General features: G+C 59.1%; 14 protein-coding genes and 1 pseudogene. 7 read left to right on the top strand and 8 right to left on the bottom strand.

From position 1 onward, the window contains the following. Positions 1-46: 46 nt before the first annotated feature. From ROSMUCSMR3_RS14130 to ROSMUCSMR3_RS14110, 5 genes and pseudogenes are all read left to right on the top strand, one after another. Positions 47-1852, top strand: a complete 1806-nt coding sequence (locus ROSMUCSMR3_RS14130; RefSeq protein ID WP_081507711.1) for a type I secretion system permease/ATPase — start codon at positions 47-49, stop codon at positions 1850-1852. After that, positions 1849-2781 (top strand): hypothetical protein, encoded by a 933-nt coding sequence (locus tag ROSMUCSMR3_RS14125; protein ID WP_081507710.1) that lies wholly within the window; start codon positions 1849-1851, stop codon positions 2779-2781. Before ROSMUCSMR3_RS14130 ends, ROSMUCSMR3_RS14125 begins: the two co-directional genes overlap by 4 nt. A 176-nt stretch (positions 2782-2957) precedes the next feature. Continuing rightward, on the top strand, positions 2958-4124 hold the full coding sequence (locus tag ROSMUCSMR3_RS14120; protein WP_237183454.1) for an HlyD family type I secretion periplasmic adaptor subunit: 1167 nt from the start codon (positions 2958-2960) through the stop codon (positions 4122-4124). A gap of 97 nt (positions 4125-4221) precedes the next feature. After that, positions 4222-5706, top strand: a complete 1485-nt coding sequence (locus tag ROSMUCSMR3_RS14115) for a sensor histidine kinase (RefSeq protein WP_081507708.1) — start codon at positions 4222-4224, stop codon at positions 5704-5706. A gap of 226 nt (positions 5707-5932) precedes the next feature. Continuing rightward, a pseudogene (locus tag ROSMUCSMR3_RS14110) lies at positions 5933-6127 on the top strand (integrase core domain-containing protein); the annotation flags it as partial. A gap of 208 nt (positions 6128-6335) precedes the next feature. Here the strand turns inward: ROSMUCSMR3_RS14110 and ROSMUCSMR3_RS14105 are convergent. The 5 genes from ROSMUCSMR3_RS14105 to ROSMUCSMR3_RS14085 form a co-directional block, all read right to left on the bottom strand. Next, positions 6336-7364, bottom strand: coding sequence for a threonine aldolase family protein (locus ROSMUCSMR3_RS14105; RefSeq protein ID WP_087148879.1), 1029 nt, complete (start codon positions 7362-7364; stop codon positions 6336-6338). Between the two features lie 145 nt (positions 7365-7509). Next, positions 7510-9735 carry a TRAP transporter permease gene (locus ROSMUCSMR3_RS14100; RefSeq protein ID WP_081507706.1) on the bottom strand — a complete coding sequence of 742 codons (2226 nt, stop codon included), beginning with the start codon at positions 9733-9735 and terminating at the stop codon, positions 7510-7512. 96 nt (positions 9736-9831) lie between these two features. Next, a complete protein-coding gene (locus ROSMUCSMR3_RS14095; protein ID WP_081507705.1) occupies positions 9832-10806 on the bottom strand; it encodes a TAXI family TRAP transporter solute-binding subunit in 975 nt (324 codons plus the stop codon). Positions 10807-11010: 204 nt separating this feature from the next. Next, complete coding sequence (locus tag ROSMUCSMR3_RS14090) at positions 11011-12387, bottom strand: sigma-54-dependent transcriptional regulator (RefSeq protein WP_008281731.1); 1377 nt, start codon at positions 12385-12387, stop codon at positions 11011-11013. After that, complete coding sequence (locus tag ROSMUCSMR3_RS14085) at positions 12384-14291, bottom strand: sensor histidine kinase (RefSeq protein WP_087148878.1); 1908 nt, start codon at positions 14289-14291, stop codon at positions 12384-12386. Before ROSMUCSMR3_RS14085 ends, ROSMUCSMR3_RS14090 begins: the two co-directional genes overlap by 4 nt. Positions 14292-14439: 148 nt before the next feature. Here ROSMUCSMR3_RS14085 and ROSMUCSMR3_RS21175 point away from each other — a divergent pair, with 148 nt between their 5' ends. Continuing rightward, positions 14440-14754, top strand: a complete 315-nt coding sequence (locus ROSMUCSMR3_RS21175) for a hypothetical protein (RefSeq protein ID WP_157667306.1) — start codon at positions 14440-14442, stop codon at positions 14752-14754. A 387-nt stretch (positions 14755-15141) separates the two neighbouring features. Continuing rightward, the gene (locus tag ROSMUCSMR3_RS14075; RefSeq protein ID WP_198385528.1) at positions 15142-16320 is read left to right on the top strand and encodes a Hint domain-containing protein; all 1179 of its coding nucleotides are present in this window, start codon (positions 15142-15144) and stop codon (positions 16318-16320) included. 200 nt (positions 16321-16520) lie between these two features. On the opposite strand, the gene ROSMUCSMR3_RS14070 is transcribed toward ROSMUCSMR3_RS14075, so the two are convergent. The 3 genes from ROSMUCSMR3_RS14070 to ROSMUCSMR3_RS14060 are packed head-to-tail and all read right to left on the bottom strand — an operon-like array spanning position 16521 to position 20402. Next, positions 16521-18623 carry a N,N-dimethylformamidase beta subunit family domain-containing protein gene (locus ROSMUCSMR3_RS14070; RefSeq protein ID WP_081507702.1) on the bottom strand — a complete coding sequence of 701 codons (2103 nt, stop codon included), beginning with the start codon at positions 18621-18623 and terminating at the stop codon, positions 16521-16523. A gap of 4 nt (positions 18624-18627) precedes the next feature. Further along, positions 18628-19923, bottom strand: a complete 1296-nt coding sequence (locus ROSMUCSMR3_RS14065) for a TRAP transporter large permease (RefSeq protein WP_081507701.1) — start codon at positions 19921-19923, stop codon at positions 18628-18630. Continuing rightward, positions 19920-20402: a TRAP transporter small permease gene (locus ROSMUCSMR3_RS14060; protein ID WP_081507700.1), complete on the bottom strand. Its 483-nt coding sequence runs from the start codon at positions 20400-20402 to the stop codon at positions 19920-19922. The genes ROSMUCSMR3_RS14065 and ROSMUCSMR3_RS14060 overlap by 4 nt, the downstream gene beginning before the upstream one ends. Positions 20403-20433 lie beyond the last annotated feature (31 nt).

Here is a 20433-nt window from a genome sequence, read left to right as displayed (position 1 = left end):
GGGGGTCGGCTCCTTCCCATTCTCTCCGCACAGAGCAGGACAGACCATGGCACAACCACGTTCCCAATCCGACATCCGCAAGACGCTCAAGGCCAAGCACATGATCGGGCGCGACCTGAAGGCCTACGGCCTTTGGATATTCATGATCTCTGGAGTGATCAACATTCTGGCCCTAACCGGTTCTGTTTACATGATGCAAGTCTACGACCGCGCCCTGACCAGTGGTTCGATAGAGACCCTTGCGTTCTTGTCGGTACTGGCAATCGGTCTGTTCTTCTTTCATGGGGCTTTCGATGCCTTGCGATCCAAGATCATGGTCAGGTTGGGCGCGCGGATGGATCGTCGCCTTGCGCCGCTGACCCACAAGTTGGCCATTGAAATGCCACGCTACGGGTTTTCGACGACTGAGGCGCTTGAACGCGGTCGACAGGTGGATACCCTGCGCAACTTTCTGGCCAGCCCGGCACCCGCGGCGATGTTCGACCTGCCTTGGATGCCTATCTTCCTGATCTTTGTCTTTCTTCTGCATCCGGTTCTGGGTTCTGTCGCTTTGGGTGGCGCTGTGGTTCTGACCCTTTTGACCGTGATTGCCGAGCTGCGTTCGCGCAATCTGGCACAGGCGGCGCAGAGGTCCATGATCGCGCGAAACACGGCGGCAGAATCTAATGCCCGCAACGCGGATGCCATGATTGCAATGGGGATTGTCGAGCGTGCCGTTGGGCGGTTCAACCGGCTGAATGATGACCATCTGGCCATTCAGGCCCGCAACTCCGAGATTTTATCGACCATTTCTGCCTTTTCGCGGGTTCTGCGGATGATATTGCAATCTGCTCTGCTTGGGCTGGGGGCCTATTTCACAATTCAAGGACAGTTGTCTGCTGGCGCAATAATCGCAGTCTCTGTTGCCTCTGCCCGCGCCTTGGCACCGATTGACCAAGTCATCGGCAACTGGCGTGGCATCGCAGGTGCGCGGCACGCGTATGTTCAACTGCGTGACACGCTTTCTGCATTGGGCGAAGAAGAGAAGCAGTTGATGGATTTTCCCCGCGCCACTGACAACGTGACGATCGAAGGCTTGACGGTCGCTTCGCCCGCGACCGGGCGCATCCTTTTGGCCGATGTCAGCCTTGAGTTGAAGGCGGGGCAGGCTCTCGCCATCGTTGGGCCCAGCGGGGGTGGAAAATCTACGTTGCTGCGCGCCTTATCCGGTGTTTGGCAGCCATTGCGTGGCAACGTCCGCTTTGACGGGGTTAGCCTATCGCAAATTGCACCCCATAAGCGGGGCGATTTGATCGGCTATCTGCCGCAAGAGGTAAGCCTGTTCGACGGCAGTATTCTTGAAAACATCAACCGCTTCAGTGAAGACAGAAACACGACCGCTGTCTACGAAGCCGCTACCACCAGTGGTGTGCATCGCATGATCGTGGACATGCCCGATGGCTATGACACGCAAGTGGGCAGCCACGGCACCGCGCTATCGGCAGGACAGCGGCAACGGATCGGTCTGGCGCGGGCGCTTTATGGCAATCCGTTTGTGGTCATTCTAGACGAGCCAAACGCCTCACTGGACGCTGCTGGCGAGAAGGCATTGAACGATACGATCAAGGCTATCCGTGACCGCAATGGGATCGTTATTGTCGTAGCCCACAGGCCGAATGTATTGACCGCTGTTGACATGCTGGCCGTCGTGCAAAACGGGAAATTGGTGGCCTTTGGCACCAAGGAAGAGGTGTTGGGCAACAATTCGGGTCGGGTCGTACCGCCCACCGATCTCGTTGGTGACGTGCGAGCGCAAGCGGCGGTCGATCTGGCCAAGCACAAGGCCAGCAAGACCGGAGCGGTGCCCGCATGACACATGCCATCAGAACAACACACCATGCATCCTCGAATGCCGAGGCTGCGCCATCACGGGCCAGCTTTGAGGATAAAGATCAGACTGAAGGGTTTGGCGTGCGCGGCCTTGCAATTCTTTTCATTGGCTTTGCCGTTTATCTCAAGACCCTTTTCTCAGCCTCGCCTGCCGAAGATGCCACCGCTTTGGAGGATACAGGTGTGCCGCCCGGTTCCGAGAGCGCGCCGGACATAGCCGCACAAACTGCGACCGCGACGCGCGCCGATGGCAATGACCCGGCAGATACTTTGTCGGATGCGACTGGCGATCTGCCCACGCTGGCCACATTCGGGGCCTCTGGGCAAACTGGTCGTGGCGCATCGCTGGATCGTCAAGGCGGCGGAAGCATTGAAGCTGATCCGTTCACTGTCGACATGTCTGGCCTTGTGCCAAATGCTCAGGCGCCATTCGGCGGACGTGATGCTTTTTCGGGGCCCGGTTTGCCAACTGATACCGGACCACTGGCACCGAGAGGTACAGACCAGGACACCTCAGCGCCACCGCCAAACACAACGAACGATCCAACTCCACCCGCCACAGCGCAGTCTTATGATCTTGCAACGCTATTTCAGGATTTGGGCATTGCCCTGCAAGACCGGCCCGATATCACCGTAGACCGTGTCACGGACTTGGCCATCGGGGATCTTATGCGCGACCTGACCTTGGATGAGTTTCGCAGCAATCTAGGGCAGCTTCCGCAAGACATTGGCGCGCCTCTTAATCGGCTCATAAACGTCCTGAACGACGACGCGTCGCGTGAGGCCTTTCTGGTTCGCACTGGACTGGCACAGGATGCCACGCTGGACGCGAGCTACCGCTCGGATGACTTTGATCCAAACCAATCCACCACCAGCGCTCAGGCCGACAGCGGCCCGGACCTGTTCCTCTAATTTCAGCAATGGAGCCTGCGCTCATGACATTCGCATCGACATTTGAACACGATACAGGTCGCAGCCCCCAAGACGAATTCGGGGTCGTGCGTCAACTTCTGATGGCCGGCGTTCTTGGTCTCGCGCTTATCGGAGGTTTTGGCGGTTGGGCCGTCTACGCCCAACTCAATTCGGCCGTGATCGGACGCGGCGCAATCAAGGTGGATCGGGAGCTTCGGCTGGCACAGCACTTGGAAGGTGGGATGCTTGCGGAAATCCTGGTAAAGCCGGGGGACCGCGTTGCTGCGGGCGACATCATGATGCGCCTTGATACGGTTGAATTGGAAACTGCCATCGCCGTACGACGTGCTCAGCTTGCGGATATGTCAGCGCAGGCCGCACGATTTGCCGCTGAACGCGATGGTCTTATCATGATTGATAGCGGTTCAGAACCGCAAGACGCCATGACCCAAGAGCTGTTCGCCAGCGAGGCACTGCTGTTGCGGCAATCGCAACAAGAACGCGCGACCACGCGGGCGGCGCTCGGACTTCGCCGTGAACGACTGCAGCACGAGACGGCTGGTCTGGTGTCGCGCCAAGCCTCAATTGGTAGCCAGCTTTCTCTCGCACAAGTCGAGCTGGAGCGTACCCGCACTCTGGTCGAGCGCGGCTCTTTTGCGCCAAGCCAGTTAATGCAGATCGAAAGTGAAACCCTCCGGTTAGCGGGCGAACAGAGTGAGATCGCCTCTTTGATTGCGCAGAATAGCGCGCAAGTTGAAGAGATCACGCTGGAAATCGACCGCATCCAAAGCACGGCCGCGCTCGAAGCACATCGCAGCCTGCGCGAGATCGAGCCACGCCTCATGGAGCTGCGGCAGGAAATAACCGCGCTGGAAACGCGCTTGTTTCGTAGTGTGATCCGCGCGCCAGAGGCCGGAATCGTGAACGAGGTGCCCGTCAACACCGTGGGTCAGATCATTGCGCCCGGGGAAACCGTGGTAAAACTGGTCCCGGAAGGTGCCGACTTGGTGATCGAGTTCCAGATCAGCCCAACCGATATTGACCAGATCACCATCGGCCAAGAAGCACGATTGAAATTCTTGTCTTTTAATCAGCGGACCACGCCAGAGATTCTCGGCATTGTCACGCATGTGGGCGCCGCCAGCCAGTTAGACCCAAACAGCCGGGCGGAATACTTTCTCGCTCAGGCCCTGCCCGTCAAGAATGACGCCTTGCCCGAAGGAACGGCGCTCGTGCCGGGGATGCCCGTCGAGGTCTATGTCAAAACCGCCTCACGAACACCGGCCGACTTCTTCCTTCAACCGATCCGTGACAGTTTCCGCCGCGCAATGACCGAAGAATGACACCAAGAGGAGGCTCTTTGCTCCTCACGACACGGCACGAAACTTGGTGACGGAATTCGTTGATTACCATAGGCTTCGGGATAAGGAGAAACGAGTAATGAGTTTCCGGACCATGGTAAACACAACAGACATTCTTTCTAGCCAGGGCTTTCCTGCAAAAATTTGGCAATTCCTTCGCCATATTTGGAGCGGTCTTTCCCTGCTGACCCAGTTCATGATCCTTGTAGCGGTTACAGTGCTCTTTATCTCGGCGATCTCGAACAAGGCTATAAAACAGATCGCAGCCACAAGCCTCATTGAAAGCTCTCTCGAAGTCGAACAGGCAATGGCAAGAAGCCTTGTCTTGCCGGTGCTTGGCCAACAGCCCCTTGTCGGTGATCTTGAGAACGAGGTGGAGACGATGCTTCGGAATGTCGTCACCCGGCATCTCAATCCGCGCTATATCAACAAGATCAAGCTTTGGGGTGTAGACGGTCGGCTCCTGTTCGACTCGGACCAAGAATATGTCGCAGCCGACACGCTCGATCCCACGGTTCAGCGCGTTCTGGAAGGCGAAACCGTTATTGTCTCCAATGATACCGAACTTCACGAAAACATCACGAATAACGTCAGTGGCGACCTTGTTTATGAGGTATACATGCCGCTGCTGTCTCTGGATGGCAAGCTGATCGCCGTTCTCGAGGCCTATTGTAGCTCTGACTTATTGGCGTCGCGTATTCAGGCGACACTCAAGAAAATCGATCAGATGCGGTTTGGCGTGTTGTTTTTAGGCATGCTGCTTCTGGCCGCTTTGGTTTTCTATGCTCAAAAGCATATCCAGCGCCAAGAAAATCAGCTGCTGGCCAGTATGCGTGCCACTGAAAATCTCGCACAGAGAAACCGCGAATTGCTAAAGCAATCCGAAGATATTCGCCGCCGGTCCTCTGAGGCCAATGAGCATCTCCTCAACCATATCGGCGCAGAATTGCATGATGGGCCAATTCAGCTTCTGTCCATTGCCGCTCTTTATCGTGGGCAGGCGGATATAGAGAGGCTGGACAACCCTCTTCAAGAAAAAGCCCAGCACCTCTTTCAGAAAGCGCTGCAAGAATTGCGCAATATCTCCATCGGTCTGATTTTGCCCGAACTTGAGGATGCATCGTTGTGCGAAGCCGTGTGCAAGGCTGTCGAAGCTGTCAAACAGGATTGGGACATGACGATCGAGTTGGAAATATCTCCAACCGATTGTCATCTTCCGTTGCCACAACTGGTGGTCGCTTACCGCGTTGTCTACGAGGCGTTGAACAACGCCTGGAAACATGGGACCAGTTCGGCCAGCAAGGTGACACTGTCTATCAGCAGTCGTCAGTTCGATATCAAAGTTTTCAACCTCGTCACGCCAAGCGCCTGTCAGGTAGCGAATGAAGCGCCCGAAATACGAAAATTCCCGCATTACAGCGTGGGTATGATCGGAATGCAAAAACGTGTGCAGGGGATCGGCGGCATTTTACGAGTTGTAGAGACTGATGGCGGAGTGCTTGTCCATGTGACGGCTCCGATCCTGGAACCTGACGCATTAGAGATAGATCTAGGCGGCACCTGAGCGAGAGCGGCACAGGTCATTTCTAGAGGGCCGGGGCGTTTGGGGTTGTTTTCTTCCTGAGTGATCCTGTGCTTGCGTCGAGCTTAGGCTGGATCAAATACTTCCGCCCGTGGCTTTCCCCTGTGACGATGCCCCCAACTTTTATCCAGCGTCAGCGAGACTCCGACCTTGAGTTTTGCCCCTGTGAACGGGTTGTGCAACGTGGTCTGGCGTTAGGCTATGGTGAACCCTGAAATACGAGTGCGTTTACCTTCACGCCTGGGAGACCGGATCAGAAGCGAAGGCGGGCATCCGCAAATGGATGACCTTCTACAACCACCAACGCCCACACTCGGCCCTTGGCGGAAGACCACCCGCCGTGCTCTATTGGCTGAGAAAAGACAAAACCCAACCCGATCAGCAGGTGCAAAGAGTAGCTTAATTTACGCCAGATACTGTCCAACCGATGGGGAGTAGCTCAGACGTCTTAGCGGGCTTGCGGGTGTTATGGCTTTGGCGTCATCAGAAACGACAAAGCCCGCGCGAGGTGCACGGGCTGGGTCGGACACGATGCATGCGCGGCATTCTTCGAACGCGGCCACTCGACGATACCTGTTGACGCCCTCATGGCACGGAAACTGTCAGTTTACTCAACTGCCCCGCGAAATCGCGCCCAATGCCGATATCAGAGCGTCCGCGTCCATGGGCCCAACATCGAGATGCGTGACCATACGTATGCGTCTATTCCCGACAACGGTCACTGTCACGTTCTTTTCCCGCAATAGCCGCGATGTTTCACGGGCATCCGGCGCCTGTGGGTCAAGATCAGCGATCACGATGTTCGTCTCGACCGGCATCACGCTGGCAATTATCGGAAGATCCGCAAGGCGCGCGGCAATGGATTGCGCGAGCAAATGATCCTCTGCCAAGCGTTCGACATGGTGATCAAGCGCATAAAGACACATGGCGGTCAAGACACCAGTCTGGCGCATGGCACCGCCCCAACGCCGTTTCAGGAGCCACGCCTCTTCCACAAAGCCCCTTGAGCCTGCGAGCACTGCCCCGACCGGACAACCGAGCCCTTTGGTGAAGGCGATCCACGCGCTGTCAAATCCGCGCGCAAAATCGCGTGCGGGAATGCCGGTTGCGACCTGAGCATTCAAAAGCCGTGCCCCATCGAGATGTGTCGCAAGCCCCGCCGCTTTCGCGGCCGAGGCCACGGTATTCAACTGGTCCAGCGGCCAAATCGCACCGCCCGCAAGGTTTGCGGTCTGCTCGGCAACCAAAAGGCGGCTGCGTGGGGCATGGGCGGAGCGTGGGCGGATGGCGTCGCTCAGCTGTTCTCGCGTCAACATTCCGCGCTTGCCATCGACCGGATGCATCATGACGCCCGAAAGCGCGGCTGGCCCCCCACTTTCAGCAAAGATGATATGGCTTTCACGGGTGCAAATCACCTCGTCACCGGGGCTGGTATGCACCGCGATCGCGATCTCGTTGCACATCGTACCCGAAGGCAGAAAAACTGCCGCTTCCATACCAAGCATGTCAGCGACCCGCGCGCATAGCTCCAACGTTGATGGATCTGCATCGTGCCGTTCGTCGCCCAGCGGGATATCAAGAGCGGCTTCCCGCATGGCACGCGTTGGCCGGGATTGTGTGTCGGAATAGAAATCGTGCATTTAGCCCGCCATTTCGGTGAAGAGATTTTGACGATACATAGCGTTTTACGGCACCGTGTCGACGGGAATGCACAACAGCTTGGGAGCGCGACAGAAAAGGCCGGTCCAGATGGACCGGCCTTTCCATGCATTCATGTGGCGGTGATCAGTCGGCGCCGCGGATCACCTTGTTGGGATCAACAAACCGTTTTTGCACCAGCCAGACACCGATGGCCACGCTCAGGCCGATGGCGTCAGTGAACCACCCTTGGGCGATCATCGACAGCGCAGCGATCAGCAGGACGGCGCGCAGCGGCATCGAAAGCAGACCAAAGAACCAACCCTGCACCGCCGAGGACAGCAGGTAGATCCCGAACAAGGCCGAGATGACGACATGGATAATCTCGAACCAGCTGCCCTCCATGAGCAATGCGGGCGACGAGAAGAACATGAACGGCACCACAAAGGCGGCAAGCCCGATGCGGAAGCTTTCCACGCTGGTCTTCATCGGGTCAGACTGTGCAATCGCGGCCCCGGCATAGGCGGCAAGGGCCACGGGCGGGGTGATCGCGGACATGACCGCATAGTAGAAGATGAAGAAATGCGCGGTCAGGGGCGGGATGCCCAGTTGCACCAGACCCGGCCCGATCACGCTCGCCGCCACCGCATAGGCCGCAGTGGTCGGCATGCCCATCCCGAGAATGATCGACACGATCATGGCAAAGAATAGCGCGATTGCTTGGTTCTGGTCGGCCAGCCCCAGCAGCATCGAAGAAAAGCGCGTGCCGATCCCCGTCAAGGCGATCACACCCACGATCACCCCTGCTGCGGCACAGACAGCCACGAGTTGCAGCGTCATCTTGGCCGCGATCTCGAAGGCAAAGAGGATCTGGCGCGGGCCCATCGGATAGGGGGTTAGCCAGCTCACCACTGCGGCCGAGGCCATCCCCAAGGTCCCTGCCCGGATCACGGAATAGCCCATGAACAGCGCCCCGATCAGGATGAAGATCGGCAGGAACAAAAAGGCTTGGCGGGCCAGCTTGTCAAAGCGCGGCAGCTCCGAGCGGGGCAAGCCCTTCATCCCGAACTTTTGCGCCGCTAGATCGACGTTAAAGTAGATCGAGGCGAAGTAGAGCATCGCCGGGATGATGGCTGCGGTCACGATCTCTGCATAGGGGATGCCCGTGATTTCGGACATGATAAAGGCCCCTGCGCCCATGATCGGCGGCAGAATCTGCCCACCCGAAGAGGCGGCAGCCTCGACGCTGGCGGCGGTTTGCGGCTTGTAGCCGACCCGCTTCATCAGGGGGATCGTCAGCGAGCCGGTGGCCACCACGTTGCCCGCCGAGGTTCCATTGATCATCCCCATCAGACCCGAAGAGAAGACTGCCACCTTGGCCGGACCACCGCGCGCACCACCAGCCACGGCAAAGGCGAAGTTCACGAAATACTCGCCGACGCGGCTGGCTTGAAGAAAGGCGGCGAAGGCCACGAAAAGGATGATATAGGTCGAGGAAATCGCAGTTGTTGGCCCTAGGATACCCTGATCTGTATACACATAGCTGAAGAAACGGGTCATCGAATAACCGCGATGCTCCAGAATACCCGGCAGCCATGGCCCGACAAAGGCATAGAGCACGAAGATCGACGCGATGATGACAAGGGCTAGGCCTGCCAGACGCCGCGCCAGTTCAAGGATCAGCACGGTCCCCGCAAGGGCTGCGTACATGTCGGCCGATTTTGCCAGCGCCGTGCCGCCGCGCAGACGCAAGAAGGGGGCGTGATAGATCAGATACATCGCCACTGTGATGGCGGCCAGTGCCAGAAACAAATCAGCGATATCAAAGGTTGCGCGTCGGCGGTCGGGCCAGAACCAACCCACCACAATCAGCCAGAAGGTGCCAACAACCAAGGGCAGGCCAAAAGTCATGGAATAGGCATTGGCGGCGGCCGCCTGATCGACGGCCATGCCGGTGGTCCAGAACAGCGCGGCCTGACCAAAGGCCAGCGCAACAAGGGCGGCACCCGGCAACACAGCCAGAAGGCGGCGCGGGTCTGCGGTGCCGCTCCGTTCCTCCGAGAACAGGGTCGACGAAAACAGCAGGAAGCCAAGCGCAAGCCCGCCACCGACATGGATCAGACGATATCGCCAAGGCTCTGTCAGGTCGACCGAACCGATGCCAAGCAAGTCTGTTAATCGGTCATGCAGGCCGTTCATCACACCCACATGGAACAGGGTATAGGCGATACAGAGAATCACCGCGATCTTTGCAGCAAGACCGACGGGCTTGCGTTGATTGGATGTGTAGATTTCCGCATCCACCCCATTGGCAATGCTGGCTTGGTTCTGAGCAGCCGTGTCCTGCTGCGCCTTTTCTGTTTGCGTGGTCATGAAAAATTGCCTCTGGCAAGAGGTCCAACCCATAGCGGGGGCCCGGACGAAAATTGGCGGCCCTTGCGGGCCGCCGCCCGTTCTAAAACTGTCGGCTTAGCGCAGGGTGTCGGGAATGGTGATCCCGATCTCCTCGAAATAGCGTACAGCACCGGGGTGGAAGGGCATGAAGGTGTTCTTGTCCCAGTTCTCGCTCAGCGTTTCTTTTGCTGCGGCGTGAATCTGGACCATGCGGTCAGAATTGCCCATGGCGAGCTTGGTGATCTCATAGGCCAGGCTTTCGGGCATGTCTTGATGCGCGATGGCAAAGTTCCACAGGGCGACGGTGGGCTGGTCATAATCATGACCGGCATAGGTGCCCGCCGGGATCGTAAGAGGGGCCATCGCCGGATAGGCGGCCAGAACCTTGGGCAGTTCTTCCTCACTCAGGCCGAACATCACCACATCCTGGCTCGCGGCCAGTTCGGCAAAAGCCGAAATCGGCATGCCTGCGGCAAAGGCGAAGGCGTCGATCAGACCATCCTGCAACTGGCCTGCGGCGTCAGATGCGCCAGCATTGGATACAGTCGCTTCCACGTCGAGGGCTTGCATGAACAACGGCCAATAGGTGCCGGGTGTGCCGCCTGCCGGACCAACCGACACGCGCTTGCCTGCCAGATCGGAGACCGAGTTGATCCCCGAGGATTTCAGCGCGATAACCTGAAACGGGGTCTGATACATCGGGAAAAGCGCACGGATCGACTTATGCTCCAGACCGGGGGCCAGTTCCGATTTGCCGTTCCATGCATCATAGGCGGGGCCCATAGTCACCAGACCCATCAGGTGGTCGCCGGTTTCCACCAGTGTCACGTTCTGCACCGGGCCGCCGGTCACTTCGCCAGTCGCCGCAACGCCGAGCGTTTCAGCGATATAGCTGGCAAAGCCGTTGCCATAGACGAAGTAGGTGCCGCCCTGGCTGGCAGTGCCGATGGTCATGCTGTTGGGCCAATCGGAACGATCCTGTGCGCCTGCTGCTGCACCGAATGCGATGGTTGCCGCGGCCGTCAGGGCCGCGAGAGTACGTAATGGCATGTGACTCCTCCCAGAGTTCAACAAGGTGATCGTTGTCTTGCTTTTGCACCGCCGCCGTTGCTTCATGGCGGGGTTAGCAGCAATAAAGCGGTTTTCCGAAAGTCATCAACCTATTTCAAAGGAGGCCGCGCAGATAACGGGCCTCAAATTGGCGTGATGGGTGTAAAAGGGGACATTGGACCAAAAAAGCGTTACGAAATCCGCCTATCCGTCCTGATCCCGCCCCTCGGCATCCAGAATGAAGGCTGTTTTGTCGATTCCAAGTTTCTGGATTTTTTCGTAAAGCGACTTCCGACTAAGCCCAAGAGCCTCGTAGACGGGTTTGAGGGAGCCACCATTGGCTGCCAGTACCGCCTCGATCTCGCGCCGTTCGAAGGCTGCGACGCGGTCGGCAAGGCGCTGCGGCGCGGGTGTTTTCTCGTCATCGGTTTGCAGGCCCAAACCCAGCGCGAAGCGATCGGCTGCGTTGCGCAGCTCGCGCACGTTACCGGGCCATTCGCGGGCGGCAATGTTGGCCAAAAGGGCGGGCGGAACCTCTGGTACGGTATCAACCCGGTGACGGGCCGCAGCTTCTGCCAAGAGACGCAGGAATAACAGCGCGATATCCTCGCGCCGGTCGGCCAAGGGGGGCACGTCCAGCGTCACGACATTCAGACGATAGAGAAGGTCGGCGCGAAAACGGCCCGCATCAACTTCGCCGATCAGGGGCACGCGTGCCGTAGCGATGATACGGATATCGAGCGTATACGCCTCGTTCGAGCCAAGGCGGGTGACGACGCGATCCTCGACCACGCGCAGCAGTTTGCCCTGAAGGGGGGGCGGCAAGGCGGCAATGTCGTCAAGCAGCACGGTTCCGCCCGAAGCGTGTTCAAACTTGCCCGTCCGGGCCCGCATAGCCCCGGCAAAGGCACCCTGTTCATGGCCGAACAATTCGCTTTCAATCAGGGGGGCCGGGATCGCTGCGCAGTCGATGACGACAAAAGGCCGCCGCGCCCTTGGCGACAGATCATGCAGCGCGCGCGCGACCACTTCCTTGCCCGCCCCGGTTTCACCCACGATCAGCACATCGGTTTCGGCGGGGCCAATGGTGCGGATGCGGCGGCGCAGGTCGATCATCGCGTTCGAGCGCCCGATCAGCCGCTGCTCCAGATCATCGGCCTGCCCTACCGCCGCGCGCAACACCCGGTTTTCCAGCACCAAGCGGCGGAAGCTGAGGGCACGGGCAACCAGCTCGGTCATCTGACTTGCGGAAAAGGGTTTCTCGATGAAGTCATGCGCCCCTTCGCGCATCGCGCGCACAGCCAGTTGCACATCGCCATGCCCGGTCATCAGGATCACCGGAATCTCGCGGTCGATCTCGTGGATGCGGCTCATCAGTGTCAGCCCGTCCATGCCGGGCATGCGGATGTCGCTTAGCACCACGCCGGGAAAGCCAAAGCTGATGAAATCCAGCGCGCGTTCTGCCGAGGACAGATCCTGAACCGCAGCGCCCGCAATTTCCAGCGCCTGCACGGTCGAGGCCCGCAGGTCTGCATCATCGTCGACGATAAGCACGCGCGGGATGAAAACGGGAAGGCTCATTCTGCAGCAAGGTCCTGTTTGGGGGCCGACATCAGCCGCACCTCAAAGCCCGCGCCGCCAAGCGTGCCGGGCACCAAGGCAATGGCGCCGTCAAAATCCTTGATGATGTTGTAGGTGATGGACAGACCCAGCCCAAGGCCATTGCCCACGCCCTTGGTCGAGAAGAAAGGATCAAAGATACGCAGCGCGATATCGGGCGGCACGCCTGTGCCACTGTCTTCGACCCGCAGAACGACGGCTTCGGCCTCGTCGCGGGCGGTCAGCAGAATGCGCCGCTCGGCGCGGTCGGCGACCGCGTCGGCGGCATTGGTCAACAGATTGACCAGCACCTGTTGCAGCCGCACCGGTCCCGCCCGCACCAATGACAGGCCGGGCGCAATGTCCACGCTCAGCGTAGCCCCGACCTGACGCAGCCGCGGGCCTGCGATTTCCTGCGCCGCCTCGATCGCTTCGGTGACATCGACCGCGCCCAATTGCTGCCCCGGCCTGCGGCCAAAGGTATGCAGCCGCCGGGCGATGGCGCTGATGCGGTCCGCCATGTCCAGAATACGCTCCAGCGCGGTCTGCGTCTCGGCTTTGCGATCACGGGTCAACAGCGCCACGGCGTTTTCGGCATAGTTGCGCAGCGCGCCCAAAGGTTGGTTCACCTCATGGCCAAGAGCTGCGGACATCTGGCCCAACGCCGCCAGCTTGGCCGCCTGCACCAGATCATCCTGCGCGCGGCGCAGATTGACCTCGACCAGACGTCTTTCGGCAACCTCGGCCCCAAGGGCCTCGTTCACATCAGCCAGTTCGCGGGTGCGTTCGGCAACCCGCGCCTCAAGCTGAACCTTGGCCGCCGCCTGCATCACCAGCAGGTCGCGCAATCGCGCGCGGCGTTGCCGCACGACCGCAACCATCATCCCGATCAGCGCCAGCGCCAGAACCGCACCCGCCGTGAAGGTCAAAGCCTGCGCCCTTGCTGGCGCGGTGTTTTGCATGACGGTCAGTGTCCAATCCGCCTCGGGCATCGCGGCAGAGGCCAGAAGATACTCGCCCTGCCCCTGCGCGCCGGGTAGAGCGGACAGGGATATTTCCCATAGGACATGGCCCTGTGCGGTGGTCTGCGCGCGCAGGGGGATGTCGAAGAGGGGTGAATCTGCATAGCGGCGCGTGGTTTCAAGCAGATCCTGCCCCTCAGAGGTCAGGGGCCGTGTCATGCCAAAACGCCAGGCCGGGTTGCTGGACAAAAAGACGACACCTTTGGGATCGGTCACAATCACATGGTAATCCGCGCCGGACCAAGCGGCCTCGACACTTTCCACGTCGATCTTGAGGGCGACCACCCCCAGCAATGTGTCACCGTTGCGAACAGGGGCACCAAAGTAATAGCCCCGCTTGCGCGACGTTGTTCCCAGCGCATAAAAACTGCCAGCGCCAGAGGCCACGGCATCGCTGAAATAGGGGCGGAATGCGAAATTGCCGCCAACAAAGCTGCGCGGCAGATCAAAGTTGCTGGCGGCGCGTGTCAGGCCGGTGGTATCCATGAAATAGATGTCCGATGCGCCCAGAACACCGGTTACATCGCGCAAGAAACGATTGGCGGCGTCGACCCGAGCCGGATCATCGGGGGCTTCGGCCAGATCAAGAATGGGCTGTTGCCGGGCCAGCAATGGCGGCAACCTCTCGAACCGCTCCAGATACCCATCCAACGCTGTCGTCGCAAGCTGTAGCGTTCCCTCGGCGCGCCCTGCGGCCTCGTTCAGAAAGACGCGGGTGGCCTGTGCATGCACCAAGGCACCTCCGCCCCACAGAATGATCAGGCCAAGCACCAGCCAGACCAGAAAACCCGAATGCCGCCGCATCTGTGCGGCCTGAGCGATACCTTGCACCATAAAGAGATATGTATCACCACGTCCGGCCATGCGGCAATCCGTCCTGTCACCTGGAGGATCTTAGATCCTTGCGCGCCCTCTGAGGGCCGGGCGACCGTCTTGAGCGGGAAAGCATGACCGTGTGAGAGCGGAGTGTTGACCGCCACAGCGCCTTGGCCCCGGTACGCCGCCGCCAGGATTGCCACAGCACAATCTGTCCGTCATCGGCCCGCGCCAACTGCCAGTGCCGGGTCAGTTCAAGCCCGCTGACCGGCAGCGCGTGTTCGGCTGGTGTACCTCCGGCTTGGAAGAGCGTTTGAAGGGCACCTTCGCCCAACTCAAAACGACGGTTTGGAGACAGAATGAGGGCCAGCGCAATCACGTGTGTGCAAACAACGTCACACTCGTCCACGTAGACTTTGTCCGCGAGAAATCCATCCTGCATGAGAGGGAAAATTTCAAAACCCAGACCATCCGCCAACGCCGCTTGGAACATCAAATACAAGCCGCATAATCAATCACACAAACAAACTGAACCTCACATGCTCAAACCCGTCTGATGTCCCATTTCATTTGGCGACGGACATTTTCCTCAATATTTGGTGCCTTGCCAAAATCATCAGCAATGTCAAAGACACCAACTTCGCCTATTTGGCCATGCCGTAAGATTGGCGGGTCGCCTAAAAGTGGCCATTTGCATAAGCCGCTGAAACATCATCTAAAAATGGGTTCCAAATCAATCAGCACAGTGCTCTGACCCGATCGAACAGGCAGTGCTGGCCAGGATGATTTTATCCAAGTATCCGCAACCTTGATTTGAAATCACAATAAGCGGTTGTGTTATTGTCAAAGACTCTGCACGCTGTTTCACAAATTAAATTGACAGATGTTGGAGGTCTTTATGGCGATCACGAGCAATGTTCTTGACGGTGGTATTGCGTTCAACGAGTGGCATTCGATTTCATTCACGACGGATTACAACGGCGATGGTCAAGCGAATGGCGGGGTCGAGGCCTATGTCGAGTTAGTGAACACCAGCGCGTCCTCGATCGACATCAGTGGGTATCAATATTTCCATATCAATAACGGGCTTGTGTCTCAGTTGGCCCACACCGTGCCGGGAGGAACCACCCTCGCAGCCGGAGAGACCTACACGATAGTCTCCAACAACGGCAGCCTCACTGCGACCATGCCGTCGAACATCACTGGCCAAGGCGCAGTTGCCGACATCGCAATGAACCAGAGCGCCGATGTCAATTTGTTCCTGGCAAACCCCGAGGGCGATTTCATCGTCTTGCAAGAGAACGGTGGGAATGCATTTCTGGGCGACGACATCATCGCTGCAGGATTAAATCCAGCCAATCAGGTTGGCATTGACGTCGTCACAGCCGCAGGCGCGGATCAAAGCATTGCGCGCGTGACGGATGGTGAAGATACCTTTGAGACCCAAACGCCGAGCCCCGGAGAGCCGAATTGCTTTTTTGCAGGCTCTCGGATCGCGACACCGTCAGGCATGAAGGCAATAGAAGAGCTCGCCGTCGGTGATCAGATCATGACGGCCTCCGGTCGTATTGTTCCAATTGTCTGGTTGGCCAGACAGACCTTGTCCACGAAATTTGGCCGTCCCGATGCCCTGCCAGTTCGGATCATGGCGGGCGCACTTGGCGAAGGGTTGCCCATCGCAGACTTAACTTTGACGGCTGATCATGCTGTGGTGATCGACGGCGTGTTGGTGAATGCAGGCGTTTTGGTCAATGGTACGACTATCGTCACCGTTCCCCTCACCGAGTTAGAGAATAGCTATACCGTCTATCACATTGAGATTGACGAACACGATGTCATTCTCGCGGAGGGTCTTCCGACAGAGAGCTTCGTCGATTACACTGGACGAGATGCGTTTGACAACCACGCAGAGTACCTCGCCATGTACGGCGGCGACAGGCTGATACGGGAAATGGCGTTGCCGCGCATTACGGCACGCCGCCTAATGCCACCTTCATTGCGTGCCCTTCTGGGTATCCACCACGTCACAGCCGATAGTCCTGAAACCTCTCCTCTGAATACGCGCTGCGCGGCTTGAACGCCTGAGGCCCTCAGGCCATACGCGGCAGCGACATGATGCCCCGATAGTGTCTACTATTCGGTGATGACCTATTGTTCACACGCCGGCATCACGCAAGGAGCCGCCCGAAGGGGCGGCTTTTAAACCGATGATCAAGAGTTAGTCGCCGCTTGAATGGCTTTAATCACCGGGCCTTCTTGAACACGGATAACTCGGGTTTACTGCTGCCCCAGTTTACAGCGCAGGAAATTGTCCAACAGGCGCGAGACATCATTGTCGAAGCCGTTCCATGGCAAGCTGCCGCAAAAGGTGATCGACCCGACCGAAAAGACCGATCCACCTTTTGGCAGGTCGAAATAGATCAGATCTGCGTGTTTGGCGTCTTCCTCGGACCCACCGGTCAGGTTGGTCAGGTGGGTAAGCTGCTCTTCGGGGACCAGCATGAAGGCCTGATTGTCGCCTGCCGAGCGTGCCAGCAAAACGTGGTCCAGCGGCGAGCCGATGCGATGGTCGACATGGTCAAGCTCAAACCCCGCCGCGCCATTGCCACTGAACCCGTAATCGCCAAAGAGATCCTCGGTCACCCCCTCGAAGAGCCAGTCAAACTTCGGATCAAAGCACATCCGCTGATAAGGTGCGCCGTAAAACTCGCCTTGCGCGGCAAAGCCGATCCCGACGAGGGCCTGCGGTGCCCGCCCACTGCGCCGCCAAAGACCGCCATAGGTGCCATCGAAGGCGTTGTAATACTCGCCCGGTTCCGCGGCCCATGCGCGGATACCGTCCTCGGCCCGGCGGATTTCGAGAAGGCTGTCATTCTCTGTATGCCGCGCGATGCGCCAGTAGAATCCGTTGCCCCCCAGATAGAGCAGATTGCCGCCGGAATCGCGGTAATCACGCAGCGCGTCCAGCGTCTCGGCAGTGTGGTATTCGGGGTGGGTGGTGGTGGTAACGGCCTTGTACCCCGCCAGAACCTCAGCCCCTTCGGCATGCAACTCGTGATCTGTAACGATATCATACTCTAGGCCCTTGGCATGCAGCCAGCTGATCAGGTGGCTGTCGGCCGCGAAATGCCGCAGTCCAGAGCATCCCGTCGCGCCGAAGGTCAGAAATCCGGGCCGCAGATTGAAGAGCGGCCGCCGATGCGAAGCGTGACAAATACCTGACCCGTCGGAATGGGTGTTGTAGGTCGACAGGCCATACTCGCGATATTCCGCCGGATTATGCGGATAGGCACCCCAGTCGCGCATGCGGCTCTGCCATGCCGGGTCGTAATCGGGCCGGGCATGGTTGCCGTAGACCACATAGGTAAAGGTCGGGATCAACACGCAGAGATCGGCGGGCCGTATGCCCTGAGGTGGACAGATATAGAACGGCAAGGCGTCGCTGCCATGATCGCCCTCGATATGCATGATATAGACGCCCGAGGGCATGTCCTCAGGGACGGTCAGGGTGAAATCGGTCTGCCAGCCGAAATCATAGATATCGTCCTCGTGGAAATGGATCGCACCGTAATGTTCGGGCTTGTGCCGCCAGCACATCTCGGAGGCGTCCCATTGCGAGCCGGTCATCGCACGGGTGGGAAAGTTGACTAGCGACAAGGCCGGTCCGGTCAGCGCGGGCACGCGGGCAGACGGAATCGCCGTGGCCAGATCCCAGACCGCGATCAGCCCGTCTGGGCCTGTGATGGTCGGGCCCTCGATCTTGCCGTTGAAAAAAGTCGTCGCCCGGGTATCAGCCCAACCTGCGGCAAGAACGACAGGGGCCGTGATCGCGGCGCGCGGCAGCGCACCGCTTGCCTCATGCGTCTCGCAGCTGTGATGCCCCAGAACTGTCTGGACAAGTGTGGCACGCCCCTCCGTCAGCCGTACCTCGATCTGCGCCCAGCGATGCGTCGGCAGCGGCACCGGTGACGTGACCCGTGCCGCACCCGCCGCTACGAAAACGCAGCCCTCTGCATTGAGCCCCATTGTCAGTGGACCGCAGGACAGAACCGCCTGATCGCCTCCATTGAGGTGCGTGGGTTGGATCGTGGCGGACAGAGTGACGTTGCCCTGCGCGGGCAGCGTGATGGCCGCGTCGCTCAGGCCGTAGGAGCCGGGAAAGAACGGCTGATGCCGGGCGGGCAGGTCGCGCGGTGCGAACCACGCGCTGGCATCCTCTTCGGTGATGCCCATGCCCTCTGGGTTCGGATCGGCGCAGATCGACCGGGCCAGCCATGCGCGATAGCGGCCACCACTGGTCGACGAGACCTTGAAGGCGATCTCTTCGCCCGGCCGCGCCGAGAGACGGTCGGTATAGCCGGTTAGGGGGACTTCATTCATGCGCTTACCTCAGTTGCGGGCCGTAGACGAGATTGGGAAGCCAGGTCACCCAATCCGAGAAAAAGACGAGTATCAGGATCATCAGTATGTATGGAATGAGCAGCGGCAGCACTCCGACAGATATATCTTCGATCGAGATTTTGCTGATCCGAGCTGCGACGAAGAGATTGACGCCAATGGGCGGTGTCAGAAAGCCGATCTCGCAGGTCATTACGGTGAAGATGCCGAACACCACCGGGTCGATGCCGAGGCTGGTCACCAGCGGAAAGAACACGGCGGTGAAGATGATGATCTGCGGAATGCTTTCCAGCCACATGCCGACGAGGATGTAGAAGATCCCGATGAACAGCATGATCAGCCACGGATAGGCGATCAGCCCCTGAAACAGCGTGAGGATATCGCTGGGAATGTCGAAGATCGTCACCAACTGGCCGAATGCCTTGGTGGAGCCGAGGATAAACAGCACCGTGCCAATGACGATGGCGGTGAACTTGAACGCGTGCAGCAGCTTGACCCATGTCAGGCCCTTGTAGACGAAAAGCCCGACAAACAGACCATATGCGACTGCCACTGCCGCCGCCTCGGACGGGGTGAAGATACCGGCATAGATGCCACCAAGGATCAGGATCGGTGCGAAAACCGCCCATTTGCCATCCCATAACGCCCAGAGCAGCGGACCCCAGCGAAACCGCTCTTCGGTGCCGCCATAGCCATTCTTCCACGAGATGACGAAAACCACGACCATCAGCATCAGCCCCAGGATAAGACCCGGCAGGATCCCCGCCAGAAAGAGGCGCGGAATGGAAACATCGGTGACCAGCGCGAAGATGATCAGGAGGTTGGAGGGCGGGATCATGCTGCCAAGCGCACCCGCCGAGGCGGCGATGGCCCCGGCAAAGCGCGAGCGGTAACCCTCTTTCTGCATCGCGGGGATGGTGATCGAGCCGATAGCGGCGGTGGTCGCGGGACCAGACCCCGAGAGCGCGGCGAAAAACATGCAGGCCACCACCGTCACCAGCCCCATGCCGCCCTTGTAGGCGCCCACAAGGCGCTTTGCGATGGTGACCAGCTTTTCCGACATGCCGCCCTGTTCCATCAACTGTCCCGCAAGGATGAAGAGCGGGATGGTCACCAGCGGAAACGGCTCGAACGCTGTCCAGGCCGCCTGCGCCATCAGGGTGAGGGGAATGTCCGCGATCAGCAGGCCTGCGACCGTGGCCAGCCCGGCGGCGAAGGGAATGGGCACGCCGATCGCCATCGCAAAGACGAAGGCCGCAGCCATGACAAGGGGGCCATTCATAGCGGCAGATCCTTCCAGCCGTCACGCCCCCACCGCCAATAAACTTGCAGGATACGAAAAAGCATGAGGCCGAACGCCATCGGGATGATCATCTGCACCCATCGCTGCTCGATCCCCAAACCGGGGGTCATGTAGGTGACGTTGAACAAAAGCTGCGTATAGATCGTCGTCTGCAAGATCATGAAAATCACGAAGCCGGCCCAGAGCGCATCGGCCAGTACCACGGCCCCTACCTGCAAGGCGCGCGGCAGGCGGCTAACCAACAGGGTGATGCGGATATGCGCGCGTTCGCGGACCGCCATCGTGGCCCCGAGATAGACCGCAAAGATCATGCCGTAGACCGCGGTTTCCTCGGCCCAGGCGGCGGCGGTCGAAAAGAAGTAGCGCAAGATGACCTGAAGCAGGACAGACCCCACCACAACCGTCAGGCAGATCGTGCAAATCACCTCTTCGAAATACCTGTCTAGCTTGGACAGCATGGCCCCGCCTCCGCCTTGAAGGTGTAAAATG

Origin of the sequence: Roseovarius mucosus, assembly GCF_002080415.1 — a bacterium.
GTDB classification, from domain to species: domain Bacteria; phylum Pseudomonadota; class Alphaproteobacteria; order Rhodobacterales; family Rhodobacteraceae; genus Roseovarius; species Roseovarius mucosus_A.
Note: the sequence above shows the minus strand (reverse complement) of the source record. Positions and strands in the feature narration are given on the sequence as shown.

Bases quoted from the DNA above. Each gene is read 5' to 3' on its own strand.
- ROSMUCSMR3_RS14070 (WP_081507702.1), bottom strand. From the start codon at position 18,623: ATGAATGAAGTCCCCCTAACCGGCTATACCGACCGTCTCTCGGCGCGG.
- ROSMUCSMR3_RS14090 (WP_008281731.1), bottom strand. From the start codon at position 12,387: ATGAGCCTTCCCGTTTTCATCCCGCGCGTGCTTATCGTCGACGATGAT.
- ROSMUCSMR3_RS14130 (WP_081507711.1), top strand. From the start codon at position 47: ATGGCACAACCACGTTCCCAATCCGACATCCGCAAGACGCTCAAGGCC.
- ROSMUCSMR3_RS14060 (WP_081507700.1), bottom strand. From the start codon at position 20,402: ATGCTGTCCAAGCTAGACAGGTATTTCGAAGAGGTGATTTGCACGATC.
- ROSMUCSMR3_RS14095 (WP_081507705.1), bottom strand. From the start codon at position 10,806: ATGCCATTACGTACTCTCGCGGCCCTGACGGCCGCGGCAACCATCGCA.
- ROSMUCSMR3_RS14115 (WP_081507708.1), top strand. From the start codon at position 4,222: ATGAGTTTCCGGACCATGGTAAACACAACAGACATTCTTTCTAGCCAG.
- ROSMUCSMR3_RS14125 (WP_081507710.1), top strand. From the start codon at position 1,849: ATGACACATGCCATCAGAACAACACACCATGCATCCTCGAATGCCGAG.
- ROSMUCSMR3_RS14105 (WP_087148879.1), bottom strand. From the start codon at position 7,364: ATGCACGATTTCTATTCCGACACACAATCCCGGCCAACGCGTGCCATG.
- ROSMUCSMR3_RS14065 (WP_081507701.1), bottom strand. From the start codon at position 19,923: ATGAATGGCCCCCTTGTCATGGCTGCGGCCTTCGTCTTTGCGATGGCG.
- ROSMUCSMR3_RS14100 (WP_081507706.1), bottom strand. From the start codon at position 9,735: ATGACCACGCAAACAGAAAAGGCGCAGCAGGACACGGCTGCTCAGAAC.
- ROSMUCSMR3_RS14085 (WP_087148878.1), bottom strand. From the start codon at position 14,291: ATGGCCGGACGTGGTGATACATATCTCTTTATGGTGCAAGGTATCGCT.
- ROSMUCSMR3_RS14075 (WP_198385528.1), top strand. From the start codon at position 15,142: ATGGCGATCACGAGCAATGTTCTTGACGGTGGTATTGCGTTCAACGAG.